14 protein-coding genes are annotated in these 18,801 nt (G+C 68.2%); 2 read left to right on the top strand and 12 right to left on the bottom strand.

The genetic code is table 11. From position 1 onward, the window contains the following. Positions 1-349, bottom strand: a 349-nt coding sequence (locus tag ASC98_RS31710; protein ID WP_235581279.1) for a hypothetical protein, incomplete at its 3' end; no start/stop codon positions are given. Between ASC98_RS31710 and ASC98_RS14795 the strand changes: the two genes are divergently transcribed. After that, on the top strand, positions 329-868 hold the full coding sequence (locus tag ASC98_RS14795; protein ID WP_056809797.1) for an RNA 2'-phosphotransferase: 540 nt from the start codon (positions 329-331) through the stop codon (positions 866-868). The genes ASC98_RS31710 and ASC98_RS14795 overlap by 21 nt on opposite strands. On the opposite strand, the gene ASC98_RS30430 is transcribed toward ASC98_RS14795, so the two are convergent. The 7 genes from ASC98_RS30430 to ASC98_RS14825 all read right to left on the bottom strand — a co-directional run bounded on the left by ASC98_RS30430 (position 838) and on the right by ASC98_RS14825 (position 12,491). Then, on the bottom strand, positions 838-1,032 hold the full coding sequence (locus tag ASC98_RS30430) for a hypothetical protein (RefSeq protein WP_157597951.1): 195 nt from the start codon (positions 1,030-1,032) through the stop codon (positions 838-840). The two genes, ASC98_RS14795 and ASC98_RS30430, sit on opposite strands and share 31 nt — an antisense overlap. Next, complete coding sequence (locus tag ASC98_RS14800) at positions 1,029-1,433, bottom strand: DUF6258 family protein (RefSeq protein ID WP_157597950.1); 405 nt, start codon at positions 1,431-1,433, stop codon at positions 1,029-1,031. The genes ASC98_RS30430 and ASC98_RS14800 overlap by 4 nt, the downstream gene beginning before the upstream one ends. 5 nt (positions 1,434-1,438) lie before the next feature. Beyond that, on the bottom strand, positions 1,439-5,371 hold the full coding sequence (locus ASC98_RS14805; RefSeq protein ID WP_056809802.1) for a polymorphic toxin-type HINT domain-containing protein: 3,933 nt from the start codon (positions 5,369-5,371) through the stop codon (positions 1,439-1,441). Next, positions 5,368-9,147 carry a choice-of-anchor D domain-containing protein gene (locus ASC98_RS14810; RefSeq protein ID WP_056809804.1) on the bottom strand — a complete coding sequence of 1,260 codons (3,780 nt, stop codon included), beginning with the start codon at positions 9,145-9,147 and terminating at the stop codon, positions 5,368-5,370. Before ASC98_RS14810 ends, ASC98_RS14805 begins: the two co-directional genes overlap by 4 nt. Positions 9,148-9,171: 24 nt before the next feature. Continuing rightward, entirely contained in the window at positions 9,172-10,572 is a 1,401-nt protein-coding gene (locus tag ASC98_RS14815) for a SpvB/TcaC N-terminal domain-containing protein (protein WP_056809806.1), read from the bottom strand. A gap of 219 nt (positions 10,573-10,791) precedes the next feature. Next, positions 10,792-11,580, bottom strand: coding sequence for an N-acetylmuramoyl-L-alanine amidase (locus ASC98_RS14820; protein ID WP_056809808.1), 789 nt, complete (start codon positions 11,578-11,580; stop codon positions 10,792-10,794). Between the two features lie 14 nt (positions 11,581-11,594). Further along, entirely contained in the window at positions 11,595-12,491 is an 897-nt protein-coding gene (locus ASC98_RS14825; protein WP_056809810.1) for a hypothetical protein, read from the bottom strand. A 109-nt stretch (positions 12,492-12,600) separates the two neighbouring features. On the opposite strand from ASC98_RS14825, the gene ASC98_RS14830 reads away from it, so the two are divergent. Next, positions 12,601-13,122, top strand: coding sequence for an energy transducer TonB (locus ASC98_RS14830; RefSeq protein ID WP_056809812.1), 522 nt, complete (start codon positions 12,601-12,603; stop codon positions 13,120-13,122). 95 nt (positions 13,123-13,217) lie between these two features. Here ASC98_RS14830 and ASC98_RS32125 read toward each other — a convergent pair whose 3' ends face one another. The 4 genes from ASC98_RS32125 to ASC98_RS14850 all read right to left on the bottom strand — a co-directional run bounded on the left by ASC98_RS32125 (position 13,218) and on the right by ASC98_RS14850 (position 18,799). Continuing rightward, on the bottom strand, positions 13,218-14,759 hold the full coding sequence (locus tag ASC98_RS32125; protein WP_056809814.1) for a methyl-accepting chemotaxis protein: 1,542 nt from the start codon (positions 14,757-14,759) through the stop codon (positions 13,218-13,220). A gap of 15 nt (positions 14,760-14,774) precedes the next feature. Then, entirely contained in the window at positions 14,775-15,575 is an 801-nt protein-coding gene (locus ASC98_RS14840) for an ABC transporter substrate-binding protein (RefSeq protein ID WP_056809816.1), read from the bottom strand. A 225-nt stretch (positions 15,576-15,800) separates the two neighbouring features. Beyond that, a complete protein-coding gene (locus tag ASC98_RS14845) occupies positions 15,801-16,346 on the bottom strand; it encodes a DUF4157 domain-containing protein (protein ID WP_157597949.1) in 546 nt (181 codons plus the stop codon). Then, entirely contained in the window at positions 16,343-18,799 is a 2,457-nt protein-coding gene (locus tag ASC98_RS14850) for a hypothetical protein (RefSeq protein ID WP_056809818.1), read from the bottom strand. The genes ASC98_RS14845 and ASC98_RS14850 overlap by 4 nt, the downstream gene beginning before the upstream one ends. Between the last annotated feature and the right edge of the window lie 2 nt (positions 18,800-18,801).

The raw sequence follows: 18,801 nt of genomic DNA on the forward strand, positions 1-18,801 counted from the left end.
CGCAGCGATCGCCTCGTTCTTCGTCTTCGTCTTGCTTGGCATACATGCTCCTGGTCGTCATGCTATGCCTCGCACACAAAATTACTGACAGGCTCTCATTCTTTGGGTGCCCATCATTCCACTGAGCTCCTGGCGTGTTTACCCGACGGGCGAAGGTCAGGTCGACTACATCATCGGCGACGCCTCCAGAACCAGCCAAGGGTTCCAGGCGGATCGAGTGCCACTCCACTGGAAGCAGGTGCTCAATGTCTATGCGATCGCTGTGCCAGCGGTGGGACTCGCGTGGTTCGCCCTCCACCGCATTTTCCCGGGTTGGTTGTAACTCTGCATGCCAGTCGATTCCCTTCAACTCAGCAAGTTCTTGAGCTTCGTCCTGCGACACAAGCCTGATGCCATCGGCTTGGTATTGGACGCGCAAGGCTGGGCCAGCATTGACGAACTGATCGAGAAAGCCAACGCAGCCGGGACGCCGTTTGGCCGTGAGGACCTGTTGCAGGTCGTCAAGACCAGCGACAAGAAGCGGTTCTCAGTGTCGCCCGACGAACTGCGTGTGCGTGCCGCACAGGGGCACTCGGTGTCGGTGGAGCTTGGCCTCTCACCGCAGGTACCGCCACCGGTGCTCTACCACGGGACCGCGACGCGCTTCGTCGAATCGATCATGTCGGAAGGCTTGAAGCCGCAGGAGCGTCAGCATGTGCATCTGTCCATCGACGAAGCCACGGCGCAGCGTGTTGGCCAGCGTCATGGCACGCCACTCGTCCTCAAAGTCGATGCGCTTCGGATGCAGGCGCAGGGATTCACGTTCTTCATGGCGGACAACGGCGTGTGGCTGACCGATCAGGTTCCGGCGGAGTTCTTGTGGGCCTGAGGCTCAACAATCGAACTCGATGAAATCGTCGACTGCACGCCGTAACCAGTCATAGAGGCTGGCAAAGCGGCTTCGATGTTCCCAGCCAGCGGAAGCGGCCGCTTCTCTTCAGCAGGAAGGTCGAGACTCTTCATCGCGTCGGTCCCGAGCATTGCCTTCATCATCGCGTGATCCTTTGCCCCGGCTTGCGATGGTCCTCCAGCGCCATCGAGTTCGCATGGATTTGCATCTCGACTTCCACGTGATTGCCGGCCGAATCGACGGCATCGATACTCATGACAATCAAATACTTGGCACTCTCACCTGCCAGCCGTTCCGCTCTGATGTCGTTGATCGAATCGTTGGGAATCGCACCGCTGGGCTCGAAGACCACACTGGTCACACCTTCGAAGACGATGAATCCATCGGGCAAGTCTTCAGCTGTGTAGTAGTCCCAGGTGGCTGATCGCACACGAGAGATGCAAGTCGCCTGCACCTTGACTTCGGAGTTCCAGCCGTCAATCAAGATTGTTTTGCAACCACGATCGCCGATGTAAATCGTCTTCAAAAATTCAATGATGTCCATGATGATCAATTGATAGGCCAATGAGCAGCGGGACTGTTCCAGGGGACGACACTCCCGTTCACGTCTAGCGAAGAACCTTGACCTTTCATTCCGGAAGCAGTGCCAAGCGCGTGCCCGTGCCCGTGGGGGGTAGGGTCATTCGCGTGACCTTGCGGGTTCAGCCTTTGATAGTTCGAACCATTGGGATAGAGCGTGTGTGTGTCAACGCCCCCCTTTCCAGCAGCAACCGTACGTCCTCCAAGAGGTTCAATCAACGCGTTGCCCTTGGAGTCCACGACGATCCGACCAATCTGGTTTCCAGCCTTGTCCAAAGCTGGGCCAAGTCCCTTTGCGGTTCCAAAATTCAATTGACAAGCGTTGTGCACCCACGCCCCGAGCGCGCCAACGAAGTACGTATGAAACTCCGCCACCTCGAAGTTGTACGTGTCCTGCGGTACGGTGTTCCGTCTCACGGCGGTGACCGTCAACCAGCCGCCGCTGATCCGGTGGATCTTATCTCCCGCCACCAACGCTGCCGCAGCGACCCACCCTCGACCTTCGACGCGGAACGGGTGCTCGTCAGTCACGCCCAAGGTCTCCAAGTCGCCCTGTGAATCGACATAGCTGATCGCCAACGTCTGCTGGTCTTTGTGATGGAAGAGTCGCACGACGGGCTGCCACCGCGTCACGCCTGTGAGTTCATCGCGCGCGGCCACGAGATCTCCGACACGAATGTCTTCGATCGGTTTCAGACCATCGGCAGTGTGAATCAGCGTACCGGCCACGAAGCACAGCGCGAAGGTTTCTCGCAACACCAATGACTCCGTTGCGCGAGTCGCCGAACCGATGCCGCCGGCTCCTCTGCCGGCCAACAGCCCAAATCCGATCTCAACGGTCGTGCCGAAGACCGGCGAGTCGTATGTGAAACGGATGTAGTCTGACAGCACAGGCATCGCGCCGCCGGATTGCCCGCCTATCTGCAAGCCGACATTGAATGCCGTGGCAAATGCGCTGGCTGCGCCGACCAGCGGATTCGCTTCGATTCCAACGTTGCCGACCGCCTTTGCCGTGTCGAGCAATGCACTGCCCAAGCTCGACGAATCCTGCCCGCTCTGAGACATTGCGCCGCTGCCCTGCCCAAGCCGCACACCCTTGTCCTGACCTGACAGGCGCAGTCCGGATCCTGCCGGGTTTTTCTGCTCGATGCCCACCGGATTGCCATTCACGCTGCAAAAGAACCCCCCGGCGCACGGTTTGTCCAGAAAACCCGGCGTCTCGTTCGGTGCCAGCCCCGTCGGGTCGGTGAAGAACAGCGCGTTGTTCAGCACGTAGCTGTACCGATTGAACGCCTGCGCATTCGTCGGATCCGGCACGGTTGGATCGGCGCTGGTGTGGCGTCCGAGCAGCGGGTCGTACATCCGCGCGTTCATGTTCACCAGACCCAGTTGGTCCAGGTGCTCGTGCCCGGTGTAGCCGCTGTGGTCCTGCGCGTTCTTCAGGCTGCCCCATTGCGGGCCGCCGTCGTCGCTGCCGTCCGCGTTGCGCCGGCGCCCCCACGCGTCGTAGCTCATGCGCTGCAGCACGGCTTGGGCTTGGTCCATCTCGGCGAGCGTGGAGCCGAGGTGGTCCGTCAGGAAGTAGCGCAGGTTGCGCGCACCGTCCGCCGTTGGTGCGATGGCCGTGCCGCTGAACTTCTCCTCGATGAAGCCGAGCTGCGCCGGCAGCACCGTGCGGATCGTCGTCGTGTTGGCCGCGGCGTCGATCTCCTTTTCAATGGCGCCGCCGTACCAGATCGTCGTGGTCGGGCTTCCCGCCACCTCACCGCTCATCGGGCTGATGGTCTGTCGGGTTCTTGCATGGTCCGGGCCGTACAGGAACGCCGTGCGCTGCACCGGGTTCGCACCATCGAGCTTGTCGATGCTCGATGGCATGTCGTACGCCGTCCACGCATAGCGGCGGCCCATGCCCTTCTTCAGGTTGCCATTGACCTCGTAGTTGAACTCCGGGTTCGCCAGCCCGGCCACCGTGCCCAGCACCGACACCACCGCATTCGGTGCCGTGCTGCCCGCGCCCGACGGCGGGTAGCGGTACAGCCCGACGCCGGTCTTGCTCGTCAGGTTGCCCAGCTCGTCGTAGGTGGTCGTCTTGGTGACCCCGCCGATCGTGCTGGTGTACAGCCGGTTCAGCGCGTCGTACGTGAAGCTCTCGTTCAACGCCGCACCGCCATTGGCCATCAACTGGCTGCGGCTCTCCAGGTTCCCCAGCACGTCGTAGTCGTAGCTGTCGTTCTGGAACTGCGCATCGGCCGCCGACACCCCGCTGCGGATGCTGTTCAGGCGCCCGGTGTACGCGTTGTAGCCCCGGCGCGTCACCGCGCCGTTGCCCAGCTGCTCCTGAGTCAGCCGGCCTTCGGCGTCCATCGCCTGCGCCGTCCACAGCGTGATCGGCGTCGTCGCCGCGCCCTCGTAGCGGTCGATGCGGTCCGCGTAGCCGACCGCGTTGTAGTGCTGCTGGAAGGTGTTCGACGCGGCCACCGCACCCGTGGCACCGGCCCCTCTGGCCGAGCGGCTGTGGGTCGTGCGGTCGGGGCGGCCGAAGGCGTCGTACGTCACCGTGCTCGCGTAGTCCGCGTCCAGGCTCGTCACCGTCGTGCTCGGGCGGCCGAGCGCGTCGTAGCTGTGCACGCGCCGGTAGTCTTTCGCATTGGCGGCCCATGTGTACGTCTCGGCCAGCTCGCCGGTGCCCTTGGCGGCGGTGTCGTACTCCCAGCGGCTGTCCAGGTCCGGCTCCAGCCGGCGCGTCATGCGCCCGAGCACGTCGAACTCGAAGCTGGTGGTCTGCTGCTTCGAATCGGTCTGCTGGCGGGTCTGCCCGAGCGGGTCGACCACGTAGGTCCAGTGCCCGAGGTTCGGGTCGTCCAGCGTGGTCTTGCGGCCCAGCCGGTCGTAGCCGATCTCGATGCGGTTGCCCTTCGGGTCGATCGTGCGGGCCAGGCTGCCGAACGCCTCGTACACGTAGCGCGTCGTCGCGCCGTACGCGTCGGTCACCGCGGCCAGCTGGCCGGCCGCGTTGCGCACTTCGGTGCGCAGCTGCCCCTTCGCGTTGCGGCTGGTGCGGCTCAGGCCGTTGTAGCTGAAGGTGGCGCTGTCGACCCCGCTGCCGGCCTTGTTCGGCGTGTTGATCTGCCAGACCCGGCCGAGCGCGTCGCGGTCGTAGCTCGTCCACACCGGGCTCTGTCCGGCCGCATAGGGACGGGAGAGGAACTGCACGCGGCCCCGGGCGTCGAAGACCTTCTGGCTGAACACCGCTGCGCCGTCGAAGCCCCAGTGGCGCGTCAGCACCTCGTGCCCTGCGGTGTCCTCGAAGGCTTCGGTAGGGCTCGCCGTCTGGCTGGCTTCACCCGGGCCGCCCCATTGCTGGGTGATCGTCACCGACGCCGCGCCGTTCGCGCAGCTGTCCACGCATTGGCGGTAGGCGGTGCTGGTGGCACTGCCGTCGGGGCGGCTCTCGCGCAGCTTGCGGCCCCAGCCGTCGTACTGCCAGCGGGTGGTCAACAGGTCGGCATCGGTGGCGCTCAGCACGTTGCCGGTGCCGGCATCGTGCGTGCTCGTCGTCGGGTGGCCCTTCGCGTTCGTGCTCTTCTCGACGTAGCGGTAGCGGCTGTCGTAGTCGGTGCCGTCGGTGCGGGTCTTTGTCTCGCCGGTCACCGGGTCGCGCCAGGTCACCGTGCGCTTGCGCGTCACGCCGTAGTTCGCGTCCGGCTCCATCGCGGTGCTCACCGTGTAGCGCGCGTCGTCCGGCTCCACCGTCTGCTTGATCGGCGTGCCGTACGCGTCGTACTCGTAAGTCACCGTGCGCGTGACCGTCTGGCCGGCCGTCTGGGCTTGCGTTGCAACGCTCAACCCGAGCAACGCAACCGAGAACGCGGCGCGAATCATCTTGTTGTTCGTCGTGCTCATGTGCACTTCCCCGTCTTGATCGTGCCGGTCAGGCGCGCGGTCGCAGTCGTGAAATTCGCGCCCTGCACCTTCAGGTCACCCGCCGCGCTGCCCGAGGTGCATCCCGTCACGAAGACCACCCCCAGCGTGCACGACGCCCCCGCCGCGAGCTGCTGCCCGTCGACCGGGCAGGTGCCGCCTTGCCGCTCGAACGACCAGCCGCCCGAGCCCGACGGGAACACTGTCGTCATCGGTGCGGGCGCCGATCCCGTGTTCGACACCGTCACCGTCTTCGCCACCGACGTGCGATCCAGCCCCTGCGCGCCGTAGTCCAGCGCCGTAGGGCTCAACGTGATCGTCGTGTTGCTCGGCGCCGGCAGCACCGTCAGCGTCACCGAGATCGGCGGCACGCTGCCGCCCATCGACGAGGTGCCGGTGATCGTGCCGGTGTAGGTGCCGGCGGTGGCTGGCGAGTCGATCCGCACGCCGCTGCAGTACCCGCCGCCAAGGGCCGACCAGGCGGGACAGGTCATGGTCGTGCTGCCCAGCGTCAGGCTGCTGCTGCTAAACGACAGGTTCAGGGTCGTCGGCGTCGGCGTGCTGTTGATGTAGATCGCGTAGCCGACCGCCGGCGTGGGTGCCGTCGACGTGGCGCTGACCGAGGTGCTCGGAGCCGTGAGAACCGGAATGACGTAGCCGGTGCCCGAGACGCTGAAGGTGTTGCTGTTGTACGAAACCGCGCTCATCGAAATGCCGCTGCCGCCGTAGCTCGTCGCCGCACTCGGCGTGAAGCTCACCGTCGCGGTGCAACTGCCACCCGGCGCCACGTTGCCGCAGCCGCCGGTGTTCACGCTGAACCCGGCAGGCAGGTTCGCGATGCCCGAATTGGCGGCCCAGTTGTAGGCCACGTTGCCATCGTTGACGAGCGTCAGGTTCTGCGAAGCCGAGGCCCCCACGCCCACGTTGCCGAAGGCCAGGCTCGTCGGGTTCCAGCGCGGCACCGCCGATTGCGTGGTCCACGTCACCGTCGTGGCAACCGGTGCCGTCGTGGCGCCGCTCGGTGCAAAGGCCTGGCTCTGGTTGATCCCCGGCACATTGGTCGTTGCTGCGATCACCAGATTGCAGCTCGCGCCCGCCGCCACGGCGCTGCAGCCGTTGCTTGCCACGCTCAGCGGCGCGGCCAGCGCCGGCGAGCCGAGGCTCATCGGCAGGTTGCCATCGTTGCGGTAGGTGGCCGTCACCGTCTGCGTTCCGCCGCCGTACCAGGTCGCGGGCATGGTGAGGCTGGCGGCCGAGGTCAGCGTCGCGATCGTGCCGGTGCCATTGCCGCTCACCGAGATGGACAAGTTGACGCCGTTCGCACGCTGGATCCCTCCATCGGCGCCGCCCTGCATTCGCGGATATGAACCCAGCACCTGTACGCTCGCGCCAATGCCGTTGGCAATCGCCGTCGGCTTGAAGCTCACCGTCACCGTGCAGGCGGCACCTGCCGCGAGAGCCGTGCCGCAGGTGTGCGTCAGCGCGAAGTCGCCCGGCTTCGTGCCGCTCAGCGCGATCGACAGGTTCGCGAGCGTGCCGCCGTTCGTCGCGTTGTTGGTCAGCGTCAAACTCTGCGCGGTGCTCGTCGTGTTCACCGGCACGTTGCCGAACGACAGGCTGCCCACGCTGGGCGTGGTGCTCGCCAGCGAGAACGCGTAGTTCTGCTGCACGGTGTAGGTCGTGCCGGTGGCACCCACCACCTGGTAGCCGATCTGGTCGGTCGCCGCGTAGCTGCCCGGCGTGGCCAGGCCACCGGTGCCGAAGAAGGTCTGGCACGACGCGCCGGGCGCGAGCACCGTGCTGCCCGGCACGCAGTAGCCAGCCTGGCCCTGCCACGACCACATGCCCGCCGGCCCTGCGGCGGTCGTGTGCGCCGTGATCAGCAGCGACACGCTGCTGTTGTTCTTGATCGTCGGCCAGTCGCCCGAGTCGGACGCGGCACCGATCGTGCCCCACTGCGTCGCCGCCGGCACGAAGACCAACGGCGGCGGCGCCACCGTCAGCGACACCGCCTTCGATGCCACACCGCCCGCCGGCGACGGCGTCGCGCTCAGCGTGCCGCTGTAGGTGCCGGCGGCCGCGCCCGAGGTCAGCACCACCGCGCCGCAGTCGGCAGTGTTGGCCGAGCAGTTGACGGGGCCGGTCACCGTCATGCCCGCAGGTGCCGCGTAGGCGATCGACGCGGCCACCGTCTGGCCGGTGTTGCCCAGCGTGCAGCTCATCCACGCCAGCGCCGGGAGGGCGGCCGGGCTCGAGGTGTTGCAGGCCGAGAAGGTCAATGCGGACGGCGTCGCGGCCACGTCGCCCGCTTGCTGCGCCGATTTGGCCACCACCGTCTTGCGCAGCAGCCCGATCAGCCAGCTGCCCTGGAGGTTGTCGTAGCTGTTCGTCGTGGTGGTCGTGAAGCTGTCGCCGCCGCTCACCGTCTCGCTGCTTGACGTGATGTTGCCAAAGGCGTCGATACCGTTCGGGTTGACCTGCGTCGTGCGGGTCGTCATCGCCGAGTTGTCCAGGTCGCGCGTGGCGCTGGTGCTGCTGCTCGTGTAGGTGAACAGCGCGCCGCCGGTGGTCGCGAACGACGCCGGGGTGATGTCGACCTGGCTCAGCACGACGCCGTTGGCCTGAGTCGCCCTGGTCTGCACCGGCATGCCGATGAACGGGTCGTCCTGCTTGAAACGGCTCAGTGTGGTCACGCCGGTGGAGGCGTCGGTCGACTGGATCGTCTCGAATCCCACCGACCCCAAGCCCTGCTGGTTGCTGCGCAGGCCCTGGTAGCGGTAATCGGTGCTCAGCCAGCCGCCCTGGCCGTTGGCGACACGGCGCTGCGCGACCAGCGGCGGGCCGCTGACGACGTTGCGCAGCGGCCAAGCCACGTCGGCCCCGCGCGTGTAGACGCTGGCGTCGTCCATGCGCTTGTAGCTGAACTGCGTCTGGTGGCCCTCGCCGTCGGTCACCGATTCGAGCAGGTCGCTGCTGCCGCCGTTGCCGGTCAAGGCCACGTACCAGCTGCCGGCGGAGTTGCTGGCGGCGATGTAGTACGCCCGGTCGGGGATGCCGTCGCCGTTGAAGTCACCGACGTAGCTGGCGGTTGCAGTGCCAGGGCTGGCCGGCGTCCACGCACGGCAGGCGATGTTGACGCTGCCGCCGTAGGTGTCGCCGAGCTGGTACGGCGCGCTGTCGCCCACTTGGCACACCGCCCCACCGCGGTACGCATCGGCGCGGCCGTCGGCATCGAAGTCACCGACGTTCGAGAACCCGATGCCGCTGGTCAAGCCCTGGATCGGAGAGCACGACAGCGACACGCCGGTGGAGCGGCACACCTTGCCGGACGCAACGCCATTGAGGACATGCGATTCGAGCACGTCGCTGTAGCTGTCGTACGGATCGCCGTTCTGGTCCGACAGAACCGTGGTGCCCGGATCGGGAATCACCGGCAGGAAGAAGTTGGTCTGCCCCATCGGCGTGGACCTCACCAGACCCTGGTCGGTCGACAGGAACACGCTCGCGTCGCTCCATGCGCCCGACTTCTCGGTGATGAGGAAGTCGGCGCGCCCGTCACCGTTGAAGTCCCCGGTCACCTTCTTGATGTTGGGGCCGCTCTCCCAATCCGTCAGCGTGGCCAGCACGAACTCGCTCGTGTCGTAGGCGATGCAGCCGCCGCCCGTGGCCACGCCGGTGCACAACCTGGAGCCGCCTTTGCTGCCGTTCTTGTCGACGGCAAGGATGTCGTCGCGCCCGTCGCCATTGAAGTCGGCCACCGGGCCGCCGAAGCTCGGGCCCGCTCAGTCGCTGCACGAGAAGCCGCTGCCGGTCGACAGGCACACGCTCCAGGTGGACGAACCCACGACGGAACTCCACGCGATGTCCATGCGACCGTCGCCGTTGAAGTCGCCCTGCGCCACCCCTCGATCGCCGTTGGCCGGTCCGGCCCACGACTGGCAAGCGAAGGTCGTGCGTCGCGACAGGCACACCTGCCAGTTGCCGGTACCGTCCGAGCGAGCCAGGTCGGCCGCGCCGTCCCCGTCGAAGTCACCCATCAGCACCTGTGTCTGCACCTGCTGCGTCTTGCTGCCGAGCTTCTGGTTCGACGGAATCAGCTCCTGCAGCTGCGGCACCGGGCCGCCCCAGTTGCCGCTGCTGGCCGCCGCGAAAGTCTCTGCCGCGGCGTCGCGCACCGTCCAGCCGAAGCGCGTCGCCGGCAGGCAGTTGCCCGCACCATCGCAATCGCTGATCGCATCGACCAGGCTGCGCCCGTTGATCGGATTCGTCTTGTAGGCGACGCGGTAGTCGCGCACCAGCGTGCCGCCGCTGCCGTCGGCCGCGGTGTCGATGCGCGTCTGGATCGCCGTCAGCCGCAGCGCGCGGCTCAGCAGGTTGCCGGCCACATGGCCTTGCCACGGGTCGGGCCGGGTCTCGTAGACGAAGTTGACCGCGTTGTACGGCACCAGCCCGGTGTTGTCGTTGCCGGTGTAGCGGATGCGTGTCGGCACCATCTCGCCGAGCGTGCTGTTCTTCGCGTAGCTGATGGTGGAGTAGCTGCCGCGCCGGTCCTGCGAGCGCGACAGCGCCCAGCGCAGGTTGCGCGTGCCGCCTTGCACGTCAAATGTGGCGTCGGCCGTGCCGCCGTAGGTCATCACCTGCCCGGACTTCAGGTAGACCGTCCACGCGTCGGGGCCCTTCGCCACGTCGGTGATGGTCGGCACGATCTTGCTGAAGCCGTCGATGCGCGTGCGGTACTCGCTGCCGTTCGAGCCGGTCGCGGGCAGCAGCCGCTGGCCGTCGAGGCAGAACTGGTCGTTCGCATCGAGCGACACCGCGGTGCGCACGCCATCGATCGCCAGCGTCTTGCCGCAGCGCGCAATGCTCGACTGGCCACCGAGCGCCCAGCCGCGCCCGAGCGTGCTCGTGCCGGACTGGCTCGAGTAGTTCAGCGACACGCCAGGCGCCATGCCCGCCGTGCCCGGCGGTACCGCGATCGACACCGAGTACGTCGCCGCACCGGCGCCCACCGAGGCCCGCCCGGCGAGGCTGCCGGACACCGCACCCGACAGGTTCGGCGGCTGGATCGTGACGGCGGTCTGGGCCGATGCCAACGGTGTGAGTGCGCCAACCAGGGGCACGAAGAAAAGCGCGACGCGCACGCGGCTGATCGCCCACGCGGCGATGGGGGTGAAATGCTGCAAGAAATCCTCCTCGGGGGGCAGTCGGTCAGTCCGCGCCGCTAGGTCTGCAGCGCTGGCCCTGCCGGGCCCCGGTGCTGCGATGGATCCGCATCGGGATCCACCGCAACGCGACGCATGTTAGCGATGCGCCGGGTCTTTTCAACAGGCCATGTGAATATTCACCAAAGCCACGAAACAGGCCAGGAAGGAGTACCCGCGCGGGATGCGCGGATCAACGATTCACTTCGCATCCACCGCCACCCAGGTGCGCGGCCCGACGATGCCGTCCGGCACCAACCGGGCGGCCCGCTGCAGTTCGCGCACGGCCGCCTCGGTGGCCGCGCCGAACCAGCCGTCTTCCTTCAGCCGGCACTTCGCCTGGATCACCTTGACCCAGTCGTCGACCATGCCGCGGCGCAAGGTCGGCCGCGTTTGCGGCTGGCCCGCTGCCGGCTGCGGCTCCTGCAGCGGGATCGGCGCCAGCGCCGGCGCCGCACCCGACATCACGGCCCGAACCTGCATGCGGAATTCATCCATGTCGAAGGTCGGATCGGGCTTGCGGCCGGGTTCCCATTCCTTGTGGCCGATGCAGAAATCCGACGACACGCCGACGTGTGCCAGCAGCGCCGCCACGCCGTGCTGGTAGGCGCGCAGCTGGACGTCGGGCCACGGATCGCCCTTCAGCCCGGTGTGCTCGGCCTCGATTCCGATCAGGTGCGCATTGCCGTCGCCGATGCCGCGGAAGCTGCCCTTGCCCGCATGGTTGGCCTGGCCGGCCGCCACGATGTAGAAGGTGCCGTCGCGTCCCAGCCCGAGCTGCGCAAGCGGCCCGGCCAGGTCGGAGCGGCCTTCCCTCAGCAGCCGCAGCGTCGGCATGTTGCCGGTCTTCGGCCCGGCGGTGTGGTGGCACAGCACGCCCTGCACCGAACCCATCTCGCGCCGACCGCGGTTCTCCCATCCGGGATCGGGCGCCACTTTCAGGCCCGCGTGCAGCAGCACGTCGGGCATCCAGGTGAGTGAAAAGCTCATGTCGCGCTCCCCGGTCAGCCGGCCGCCGGCGCGGCCGGCCCGTCCTTGGCCACGCCACCTTGCGCCGCCGGCAAGTCCATGTCGTCGGTCGGTGAGTTCACGCCACCGTGCTCATGCTCGGCGTCACCGTCCGGTGCCGTGGTCGAAGCCGCTGCGGCATCCGCGCCATCCGCGGCCTTCGCGTCGGCCACCTGCGCCTTCATCGTTTCGATCGCCTTGGTCGCGACGGTCTCGGTGCTCTTGGCCGCGAAGTAGAAGCTGACGACCGAGGTCATCAGCGTGCCGATCAGCGTCAGCAGCTGCTTGGCGAAATCGACCGCGGCATTCGAGACGACGTGGCCGATCTGCACGTCGTACTTGAACAACGCGCCACCCGCGCACGGGTCGGGCAGGCTGCGGGGCGTGCTCGCCGCCGATGCGACGGCGGCTGCCGCGCTCGCGGCGCCCGATGCCGCGGTGGCCGTCGGGCAGGCCACCGGCGTCACCTGCACCGAGCCATTCGCCGGATCCGACACCAGTTGCTGTTTCGCGGCCTCGTTCAGGCCGCGCAAGACGATCGGCTCGGGGCTGCTCAGCGATTGGTAGAGCATCACCGCGAGCAGCGCGAACAGCACGATCAGCGACAGCGCAATCGTCGCGCGGATCGAGCCCGGCGGCAGCGCGAGCGCCTCGCCAGCTGCCGACAGCCCGAGTCGATTGAACAGCGTCGACACCAGCGCCAGCGCACCGAGCAGGATCATGATCCCGAAGATCGCGAGGATCGGGTAGCCGAAGGTCGGGTTGTGGCGAAAGACCTCCAGCTTCCAGACCAGCGTCATGCTCGGAAGAAACACCAGCACCAGGCCGGCGCCGACCGCACCGCTGAAGTGTTCCGACGGCCGCTTGCCGCCCGGGTCGTGCAGATCGAACATGGCTCGGATCCTTCGTCGAACGGGTGCGCATTGATAGCGCGCCGCGCCGCCGCACGCATCCGCCCGCTTGATGACGCGTCGCACCGGGTGCATGGTCTATGCTCTGCAAATGCGACACCTCCTGACGCCCCTGGCCGCTGCGCTGCTGCTGTCCACGCCGTGGATCGCCTGCGCCGCCGACCCCGCAACGCCGCCGCGCTACACCATCAAGCAGGACCGGCCGGACACCGGCTCGCACATCCTTCGGGATGTCGTCACCGGCAGCCATGTGCCGTTCGACAAGCCCTACGGCGAGCTGTCGCCGCAACAGCAGGCCATCGTGAAGTCGCAATACGAGGCGATGGGGACGAACGACGAGCCACCCTACCCGCTGAAGGGGCCACAGAGCCTCTACAAGGCGATGGCGGCCGGGCAGGACCACCTGCGTGCGCGCGGCCACCTCTCGCTTCTCGTCGATGTCGACAGCCGCGGCGAGGCGCAGTCGGTCTCGGTGCTGGTCTCACCGGATCCTCTCCTCACGAAATATGCCGCGGGCGTGCTGATGAATGCGAAGTACAAGCCGGCCCGCTGCGACGGCGCGCCCTGCGCGATGCAGTACCCGTTCCGCATCAACTTCACGATGCGCGACTGACGAGCTGACGCTGGGCGTGCGGCGCGCAGGCGGCGCGCGCCTGCTGCAGCAAGGCCTGCGCCGTCCTCACCCAGGGACGTCACATCGGATACGGCTCAGACGGCGTGGATGCTTCGGTGCGCCGGGGCGATCTTGAACACCGAGACCAGTCGCATCAGGTCACCGGCCTGTTGCTCCAGGCTCTCGGCCGCAGCGGCGCTCTGCTCGACCAGCGCAGCGTTCTGCTGCGTGCCCTGGTCCAGCGACGTCACCGCCTGGTTGACCTGCGCGATGCCGCCGGTCTGCTCGGTGGTCGACGCATTGATCTCGGCGATCAGGTCGGTCACGCGGCGCACCTGCTGGACGATCTCGGTCATGGTCTTGCCGGCCTCGCCGACCAGCCGCGTGCCGCTGTCGACCTTCTCGACCGACGCATTGATCAAGGTCTTGATCTCGCGCGCCGCCTGCGCGCTGCGCTGGGCCAGCGACCGCACCTCGCTCGCGACCACCGCGAAGCCGCGGCCCTGCTCGCCGGCACGTGCGGCTTCCACCGCGGCGTTCAGCGCCAGGATGTTGGTCTGGAACGCGATGCCGTCGATCACGCCGATGATGTCGCTGATCTTGCGCGAGCTCGCGCTGATCTCGGTCATCGTCGTGACGACCTGGGTCACCACCACGCCGCCGCGATCGGCCACCTGCGTCGCCGACACCGCGAACTGGTTCGCCTGCTGCGCATTGCCCGCATTCAGCTGCACCGAATCGGTCATCTGCTGCATCGACGCCGCCGTCTGCTGCAGCGCACTCGCCTGCTGCTCGGTGCGGTTCGACAGGTCGGCATTGCCGCTCGCGATCTCGGTGGTGGCATGGCTGATCGACTGCGCGCCGTTCTGCACGTCGCCGACCAGGCTGCGCAGCTGCTGCACCATGTCGCGCACCGCATGCAGCAGGCTGCCGTCGGCCCCCGGCTGCACCGCGATGTCGTGCGACAGGTCGCCTTGCGCCACGCGCAGCACCGCATCGCGGGCGTACTCGGGCTCGCCGCCGAGCTGGCGCCACACCTGGCGGACCACCCAGCGCGAGCCGATGCCCAGGCCGACGAGCACCAGGCCCGCGCTCGCCAGAATCGCCACCAGCGTCGCGCCGGTGCTCTTCTTCGCGCCCGCGAGCGCGGTGTCGAAGCCTTCCTGGGCTTCGGCATGCGCCTGCTGCACCGACGCGGCGAACAGCTTCTGCGCCGCCTGCATCTTCGACAGCGCGGCCGCTTCGTCGCCCTGCTGGCTGCCGATCACGATGCCGATCGCCTGCACCGCCGAGCCGTAGTACGCATCGAACTCGGCATGCAGGCGCTGCGCCGCCGCGGCACGCGCCGGGATCGCCTGCGTGGCCTTCAGCAGCGCGCGGATCTGCTCGGCCTGGACGCCGGTGGCTTCGAGGTGCTTCTTGTCGCCGTCGGACGCGGCGCCCTGCAGGCTGACGACCAGCGCATCGAAGCGGCTGCCCAGCTGCTGGCTCGCGCTGAGATAAGGGTAGTGCGTCTGGCCGACCGCATCCAGCGCCTGCGAGGTGCGGGTCGAGAATGCGAACACGACCATCACCCCGAGCGCGAACACGAGGGCCGACAACACCGGCAACAGCCAGATGGTGCTCTTGACTTTCACGGCGGCCTCCGCGGATCAGTCGACCGACTTCACGAGGTGGGCGACGGCGCTCTTGAATTCGGCCGAGTCGCGCGTCTTGCCTTCGAGCTTCCACACCTCCTTCGCGGTGGGGCCGTACTTCGCATAGAACACCTTCGAGAAGATCGTGAAGTACGGCTTCTCGGCCAGCGGCGGGTTGATGCGCTCGACCTTGGCACGCAGGTCGGCCTCGGCATGCAGCGTGTCGTCGGCTTCGGTGGTCTGCAGTGCGACCAGCTGGTAGCGGCCGGCCGCCAGGCGCTTCAGGATCTCGCCGGTGGCGTTGGCGCTGTCATCGACCTTGGCGCCCAGCTTGGTGAGCTGCGCAATGACCGAGTAGCCGGTCGGCGCACCGATGGTGCCGTCGACGCCGTTCAGCTTCTGGCCGTCCCAGCCTGCCGCCGAGCCCTTGATGCGGTACAGCGCGTAGGTGGCGCGGTACATGCGCTTGGTGGCGTCGGATTCGCCGTCGAGCTTGACCGGGTACACCGCGAATTCGGCGCGGTCGGCCGCGAAGCTGGCGTTGATGGCACCGTCCATCGCGCCGCTCTTGACCTCGGCCATGCATTGCTTCCACGGCATCGGCGCGAGCTTGATGGCCACGCCGAGCTGCTTCTCGATCGATTGCATCATCAGCGCGCTGTAGCCGGGCTTGCCGTTGATCAGCCACGGATAGGCTTCTTCGTGCGAGTGGCACAGCGTGATCTTGTCGGGATTGGATTGCGCCTGGGCGGCGACGGGGGCCACGGCGGCGATGACGGTGAAACCAGCGGCGAGCGAACGGAGGAAGGTGGTCATGTGATGCAGGAGCGGAGTGAGAGGGAGGTACAGCGCGGATCGCGGTGGCCACAGCAGGGCTTGGCCTTTTCCACGTCCACTCCCCCGGGCTTTCGGCATCGCCGCGTCGAACTGGAGATGGCTGGGCGCCCCAGGCGTGACCGAATGCGCATCGGCCGCGACGCATCCATCGCGGCGCAAGCTATCTGACGGCGAGGCGCCTGGCTCGGCCGCCGGCCGGGGCGCTCAGAGCCCGTCCGTCTCCAGCCCCGCGCCCTGCAGGGCCTGCGCGCCCATCCGGTCGGCCTCCTCTTCGAGCCCGGCGTCATCGTTGACCGCAACCCCCGCCATCTGCATCGTCGGCTCGACCCGGCCCTGGCGCTGCTGCACCACGTGCCAGGCCTCGTGCGGCAGGTGCTGCTCCTGGCCCGGCGCGAGGTGGATGTCGTTACCCTGCGCGTAGGCCAGCGCATTCAGCTGTGCCGGCTGCGACGAGTTGCGGTGCACCTGCACGTCGGACACGTCCATGCCCGACAGCGCCTGGATGCCGGCCTGCAGCCCGGCGGGCAGGCCGCCATGGCCGGGGTCGGCCTTGGCCTGCATCGGTTCTTCTTCCTCCTCGAATGCGCCCAGGTCTTCGGCACGCTGCGCGGCCTCGCCGAAGGCCGCGTCGATCTGCGCGCGCTGCGCGATCATCCGCGGGCTGTCGTGGAACGGATCGGCCGTCGGGCGGTGCGCGGCGGTCGAGGGACCGTCGGCGTCCCGGTCATTGGCATGCAGTTGAACCTTCATGGGGCCTCCACTCTCGGCTTGAACGTCACGTAAACGCCTGCGGCGAACAGCAGCAGGATCAGTCCGTACAGCAGGTAATTCTGCTCGCGCCAGTGCTGCAGCGCCGGGTCGCAGCTGAACACGACGAAGGCGAGCGCCAGTGTCGCGAGCGCGCCGGCCCACAGCATCAGCAGGTAGCGCCGGCCGATGCGCCGCACGCGGCAGTTCCATGCGTACAGCGCGATGCCGAGGCACTCCGCCAGCACCAGCGCCTCGAACAGCAGGCGCAGCGGCAGCCGGTTCGGGCACGCGAACTCGCACAGCCCGGCCAGCGCGCCGCGCGGCACCGTGTAGTTGTGCGCCAGCAGGCCGCTGACGGTCTCGCCGCTGCCGAGTCCGGTGGTCGGCAGCGGCCACAAGCCGATGCCGCCGTAGGTCCACTTGATGTAGGCCAGGTCGCGGTCCAGCTGGTCGCGCTCCGGCGGGGCCAGCAGCACCGGCTTGTCGCCGCGCTGGTGGAACTCGATCGGCACCACGCTCTCGAGGAAGGCGATGCGGCGGTGCCCGGCCAGGTTCGGCGTGGCGTCGATCTGCGCGCGCAGCGCCATCGTGCTGGCGCCGGTCGGCTCGCTCAGCAGCACCAGGAAGTCGACCGTCAGGTCGGTGGTGCCGCGGTAGCGCACCTTGGCGCCCTCTTCGACGCCCTTGCTGCTGCGCCGCGGCTCGGCGCTTTCGAGCACGTCCATCAGGTCCGAGAAGTTGTAGGCGCCGGTGTCGCCCAGCAGGTGGTCGGGCACGACGATGTTGGCCTGGTAGCTGCGGCCCGACGCCTGCATCTCGGCCACCAGCCGCTGCAGGAACAGCTTCAGGAAGCGCGCGAAGGCCTTCTGCTGCGGCCCCTCGGTCGGCGAATCCTCGAAGAACACGGTGATGCCGTCGTACACGTAGGCCGATTCGCGCCACTGCGGCAGCAGCAGCCCGTCGAAGCGCGACTGCAGGTCGGTGTGGTGCGTGTCGGCCAGCACCACCGCATTGCGTGCCGCGTTGCGCGCGACCGCATCGGCCTGCGCCTCGGGCAGTGCCAGCAGCGACGCCCAATCGCGCCGGTACAGCACCAGGTCGACGCGCGTGCCGTGGCGCCGCGTCTCGCGCGCGAAGCCGCCCGACTGGCCGTCCCATCCCGGCGGCAGCACCCAGTTGCCGCTGTCGCCCAGCACCACGCCCATGTACTCGAGGCGGGTGAACAGGCTGAAGTCGACCGCCAGCGGTGCCTCGGTCGCGAGCCAGTACGGCACGAAGCCGATCACCTCGTTGTCGGTGCGCTGCGGCGTGCAGCCGCAGCCGGCACCGGTCAGGCGCAGCGGTTTCACGTCGGTGAACGGATGCCGCTTCTCGGCCACCTTGACGATGTCGTCGCGCAGCGCCGCCGGCAGCAGGTCGTCGTAGAACTCGCGCAGGCTCAGGCCGGTGGCCGCGGGCTTGCGCGATGGGGCCGATGCGGGCGCCGGCGCGGGTTGCGGCGGGCAACGGGTGTCGACGCTCAGCTGCTTCTTCAGCGCCATCTCGTTCACATGCACGCGGTAGTAGTCGCAGCGGCTCTGCTCCAGCGCATCGACGAACAGCGCGCGCGTCGGGTACTCCACGTCGGTCAGCGGCAGCAGCACGGCCTGCAGTTGCTCGGCGCTCGGCACCACCGGCGCAGGGTCGCCGGGGGCCACCGCCGCGGGCGGCGCCGGGCCGTCGGCCGGCACCGGCCCGGTCTCCGGGGCCGGCACCAGCCCCGGGGCGGGCGGTGCCGCCTCGGGCACCAGGCCGGCCTGGTCGGCCGGTGTCAGCTTGTAGGTCGCGGGCTGGCCGGCGCGGGTGTTCGCGGTGGCCTCGGCATCGGCGGTTCCGAGCGTCGTCATCGCACGCGGTGCCGCCGGCACCGACGCGGCCGATGCCGCCGCGGCCGGCTTGCTCGCGGCGGTGTAGACGTTCAGCACATAGGCCTGTTGTGCCGCGCGCGGCGGCGATTCGGCGTCCTGCACGCCGAGCACGAAGCGGAAGCTGCCGTTCTCGGCCGGCAGGCCGCCGAGCCGGCCGTCTTCGGTCAGCACCAGCCCCGGTGGCAGCTTGCCGTCGACCGTGAAGCGGTACGGCGGCGTGCCGCCCTTCACGACCTCGCGCGGGCCGTAGGGCGCGCCGCGGCGTGCCGACGGCAACGTGACGGTCTTGTAGACCAGGCGCATGTCGATCGCCGACGCCGCCGGCCACGCGGCCAGCGGGACCATCGCGGTGTCGGGCGCGGTGTGGGGCGCGGTGTGGGGCGCGCCAGCAGGCGCTGACGCAGGCGCCGCCGGCGGCACCGTCGCGGCGCGCAACCCGAGGCTCGCGGCCATCACCAGCACCGCACCGGCCAGCGCGATGCGCAGCCGCCGGCAGCGCGCGCACGGTGCGGCGCGTGGGAAGGCTTGATCTCGATGCGTGTCCATGG

Origin of the sequence: Rhizobacter sp. Root1238 (assembly GCF_001425825.1) — a bacterium.
GTDB lineage: Bacteria > Pseudomonadota > Gammaproteobacteria > Burkholderiales > Burkholderiaceae_C > Rhizobacter.

Bases quoted from the DNA above. Each gene is read 5' to 3' on its own strand.
- ASC98_RS14795 (WP_056809797.1), top strand. From the start codon at position 329: ATGCCAGTCGATTCCCTTCAACTCAGCAAGTTCTTGAGCTTCGTCCTG.
- ASC98_RS14820 (WP_056809808.1), bottom strand. From the start codon at position 11,580: ATGAGCTTTTCACTCACCTGGATGCCCGACGTGCTGCTGCACGCGGGC.
- ASC98_RS14850 (WP_056809818.1), bottom strand. From the start codon at position 18,799: ATGGACACGCATCGAGATCAAGCCTTCCCACGCGCCGCACCGTGCGCG.
- ASC98_RS14845 (WP_157597949.1), bottom strand. From the start codon at position 16,346: ATGAAGGTTCAACTGCATGCCAATGACCGGGACGCCGACGGTCCCTCG.
- ASC98_RS14805 (WP_056809802.1), bottom strand. From the start codon at position 5,371: ATGAGCACGACGAACAACAAGATGATTCGCGCCGCGTTCTCGGTTGCG.
- ASC98_RS30430 (WP_157597951.1), bottom strand. From the start codon at position 1,032: ATGATGAAGGCAATGCTCGGGACCGACGCGATGAAGAGTCTCGACCTT.
- ASC98_RS14825 (WP_056809810.1), bottom strand. From the start codon at position 12,491: ATGTTCGATCTGCACGACCCGGGCGGCAAGCGGCCGTCGGAACACTTC.
- ASC98_RS14830 (WP_056809812.1), top strand. From the start codon at position 12,601: ATGCGACACCTCCTGACGCCCCTGGCCGCTGCGCTGCTGCTGTCCACG.
- ASC98_RS14800 (WP_157597950.1), bottom strand. From the start codon at position 1,433: ATGGACATCATTGAATTTTTGAAGACGATTTACATCGGCGATCGTGGT.
- ASC98_RS14840 (WP_056809816.1), bottom strand. From the start codon at position 15,575: ATGACCACCTTCCTCCGTTCGCTCGCCGCTGGTTTCACCGTCATCGCC.